Genomic DNA, 3,521 nt, shown 5'->3' with positions numbered 1-3,521 from the left:
TAGACGTAGGGCGGCGTTTCCTTGTCGGTCAGGGCCAGGGCCAGCTTCTGCTTGACGGTGTTCAGCGCTTTCACCGAACCGCCGTAGTTGTTCTCCCAGTGCGATCGGATCAACTTTTCGGATATGCCGTGCAGTTTGGTCGGATCGAACGGCAGCGGTTTGGGCTGGTGCCGCGGCGTGAAAGCAGGATTGGCGACTGTCGTCGCGCCAGCGGCAGCACCGACTTGGTCGGCGGCCTGAACCGTGCCAGCTAGCATGGCACCGGCCACGGCGACTGAGGCGGTTTGCAGGAATTGGCGGCGAGAATCATTGTTCATGGCGTTATTTCCTTGGGGACGGAAAACATTCATGGCATCGCTACATGCAGCATCGCGGAGAGCGGCTCATGAGCGCTTCTGTTGGGTATCGCTTTTGCCGAAATGGGCATAGAGGGAGTCGAGTACGTAGCCCGCCTGTTCGAGCAGTTGATCGTCATTGAGGCCACGTTCGCGCGCACCGCCGAGGAAGGCTTCAAAGCCACCCGCCTCCGGCACCGGCGCACCGCCGACGTCGAGCACGTGCACCATTTGGCCCAGGCGTAACAGGCCGCGATCGTCGTCCAGCCCGAAGCTGGCCAGCAGCACCTCGAAGGTCACGCGTTCGCCAACATGGGTGAAGGCTGCACCGTCGAAGTCGAAGCCCAGCGCTTTTTTTGGGCAGGCCGAGGGCTTCTCCAGCCATAGAAAGCGCGCTTGTGTATCGATGAAGCGCTGGATCAGCCAGGCACTGGCAACGCGGTCTACCCACAGGCCCCGCCGCGTCGCCCATGTACGAGCTTGGTAGTCGCCGATATTTCGCCGTGCAATCGATCCATGGGCGGCGTGTGGTTCGTCGGGTGAAAGCAGCATATCGACGACGCCTACGAAATCGCTCCACGTGGCTTCGGCGCGTACCGTAGCCTCGCCAGGAAAATAATCGATGGCTCGCAAGGCGTCGTACTCGCGGCGCAAACGACGTAGCAGGCGATTCACTTCGGGTGCGGACAGGCCCGATAGCGACTTGCGCACCGTGGACAGCGATTGGCCGAATTCCGTGTAGGCCTCGCTGCGATCGAACAGGCCGAGGAACAACATGTCCTGGGTCTCATCGCGGCTTGAGGTGTCGATCAGCATGGCCGTGCCGCCGGCTTCGACGATGGCGTCGGCCAGCTCCTGCAGCGCCTCGCGGTGTTGAGGGGCCTGGGGCAGCAGATAGACCCCGTCACGCAGCACCGCGCAGCCCATCGCTTTCAGAGCGCGCCAGAAGCGCATGCGCGCCGTGGCGTTCTCGGTCGGCAAGGTGAGAATCAACAGCAGCCAGCTTCGTGCCTTATGCATGGTCACGAACTCTACGTATCTGTAGGAGTTAATACAAGCTATCTCGCCTCGGGGTGCTAGGCCGGCGCGCGTCCGGCGACCACGACATACAGCATGGGATCGCATTCGGCATCGACGGTGGGGAAGGTCAAAATCGGCCTAGGCGATCAAGTCCGGGAGCTAGGCGGCCGAGCTGAGCCCGTCGCCCGACCCACGCGAACTGATCCCCGAGTCCCGAGGTGCCGCGTGTCCCCTCAGCCGCCTAAGCGCGCTGACACCAATGTCTGTACCCCCCTCTGACACCAATGTTTGTATCTGGAGCGGCCTCCCATGACTTCATACCCATGCACTAGTACGAACTTCACACTATTGTTCACTCCATGATGAGTAGCAGTGCGGGTGGGGCGTGGAAGACAACAGCAGCCATCTGAAGAAATTCCAGAAGGAGCTGTCGGCGGGCACGGTGTCGCTGGTGCTGCTGGCGGTGCTGGGGCAGTCGCGGCAGCCGATGTATGGCTACCAGATCGCCAAGCGGCTGGAAGAGGTGGGAGAAGGCGTGCTCGCCGGCAAGCAGAGCGCGCTGTATCCGGTGCTGCGCAATCTCGAAGGGGCGGGGTTGTTGGCCAGCGAGGTGGAGCCTTCCATCAGCGGTCCGCCGCGGCGCTATTACCGCATCACCAAACAAGGGCGCGAGGTGTTGCGCGACTGGGTGCAAGCCTGGGCGGCCACGCGCGATTCTGTCGACGGGGTTTTGCAAGGAGGGGTGTAATGAACGCACCACGCACGATTGCCGAATATCTGAATCAGTTGCGCGCTGCGCTCAAGGGCGCGGATCCGGCCTTGATCCAGGATGCGCTGTACGACGCCGAGGAACACTTGCGCGCCGAGCTGGCCGAAGACCCCAAGCGCAGCGAAGCGGACATGCTGGCCCACGTGGTGAGCACCTATGGCGCGCCGGAAGAGGTTGCCGATATCTATCGCGACCAGGAGATCAAGATCCAGCGCGCGCTGCGTCCGCCGCCGGTGCCGCGTCGTCGCTCGGCACTGGGCCGCTTCTTTGGCGTCGCGGTCGATTCCCATACCTGGGGCGCCTTGTTCTACATGCTGCTGGCACTGGGCACGGGCATCTTCTACTTCACGTGGGCCGTGACCGGGCTTTCGCTTTCGCTGGGTCTGGCAGTGCTGGTGATCGGCATTCCCTTCATGATTTTGTTCCTCGGCACAGTGCGTGCGCTGTCGCTGCTGGAAGGGCGCATCGTGGAAACCATGCTTGGCGTGCGCATGCCGCGTCGCCCGCCGTATCCGACGAACGGCAGCAAGTCGTTCTGGGGGCGCGTGGGTGCGATCTTCACCGATGGCCGCACCTGGACCACGATGTTCTACATGATCCTGATGCTGCCGCTTGGCATCCTGTATTTCACGCTCACCATCACCTTCCTGAGCATCTCGCTGGGCTTGATCGCCACGCCGATCCTCAAGGCGCTCAGCGTGGCCGATGTGATCTACTTGCAATGCGGCATCCCGCATTGGCTGTGCGACAACAATTACTGGCCGCTGGCCATACTCACCTGCATCGGCGGCGTGTTCCTGTTGTTCGCAACGCTGCATATGGTGCGCGGCCTGGGCAAACTGCACGGCGCCATCGCCAAGGGCTTGCTGGTGCGCAGCGTGAACGAGGGCGCCTGAGTCATGTCCGCGAACATGCTGACCCGCCTCGCAGGCGAATGGCAGGGCGAGGAAACCATCGCCACCACGCGCTGGGGACAAGGCGGAGTGGCGATGGGCTGGTTCTCGGCGCACATGCAACTCAATGGGCGCGTGCTGATCCAGGACTACCGCGAGGAACGCGACGGCAAGCCGTCATTGCGGGTACACGCAGTGTTCGTGGCCGAACCCGAGCATGATCAGTACAGCCTCTATTGGTTCGATAGCTACGGCTTCGTGCCGGGCACGCCGGCGCCGGGATTGTGGAATGGCGAGCGGCTGACCTTCGTGCGCAGTTCACCGCGCGGGCAGACACGACATGTGTACGTGTTCGAGAGCGATGAGGTGTTTACGCTGAAGCTCGAGAGTTCGTTTGATGGTGGCGTGAGTTGGGAGTTGGTGATGACGGGGCGTTATGGCCGTTGTGGGTGAAAAGCGTCGCGCACAGGGTGCGCTCCCACAGGGGTAGGGCTGCCGCTCACC

The 3,521-nt window shown here is 62.5% G+C and carries 5 protein-coding genes; 3 read left to right on the top strand and 2 right to left on the bottom strand.

Going from position 1 to position 3,521, the window contains the following annotated elements:
* The coding region (locus AC1DMG_RS20910; protein WP_477181035.1) for a twin-arginine translocation signal domain-containing protein at positions 1-350 on the bottom strand (350 nt) is incomplete at its 3' end.
* A gap of 33 nt (positions 351-383) precedes the next feature.
* Positions 384-1,355 carry a chromate resistance protein ChrB domain-containing protein gene (locus tag AC1DMG_RS20905; RefSeq protein WP_441604629.1) on the bottom strand — a complete coding sequence of 324 codons (972 nt, stop codon included), beginning with the start codon at positions 1,353-1,355 and terminating at the stop codon, positions 384-386.
* Positions 1,356-1,740: 385 nt separating this feature from the next.
* Between AC1DMG_RS20905 and AC1DMG_RS20900 the strand changes: the two genes are divergently transcribed.
* From AC1DMG_RS20900 to AC1DMG_RS20890, 3 genes are read left to right on the top strand one after another with little or no spacing between them, the layout of a single operon-like run.
* Positions 1,741-2,103, top strand: a complete 363-nt coding sequence (locus AC1DMG_RS20900; protein ID WP_046972573.1) for a PadR family transcriptional regulator — start codon at positions 1,741-1,743, stop codon at positions 2,101-2,103.
* The gene (locus AC1DMG_RS20895) at positions 2,103-3,020 is read left to right on the top strand and encodes a sensor domain-containing protein (protein WP_441604630.1); all 918 of its coding nucleotides are present in this window, start codon (positions 2,103-2,105) and stop codon (positions 3,018-3,020) included. The genes AC1DMG_RS20900 and AC1DMG_RS20895 overlap by 1 nt, the downstream gene beginning before the upstream one ends.
* 3 nt (positions 3,021-3,023) lie before the next feature.
* Positions 3,024-3,470 (top strand): DUF1579 family protein, encoded by a 447-nt coding sequence (locus tag AC1DMG_RS20890; RefSeq protein ID WP_441604631.1) that lies wholly within the window; start codon positions 3,024-3,026, stop codon positions 3,468-3,470.
* Positions 3,471-3,521: the final 51 nt, after the last annotated feature.

It is taken from the genome of Dyella sp. 01N36, from assembly GCF_056399745.1.
Note: the sequence above shows the minus strand (reverse complement) of the source record. Positions and strands in the feature narration are given on the sequence as shown.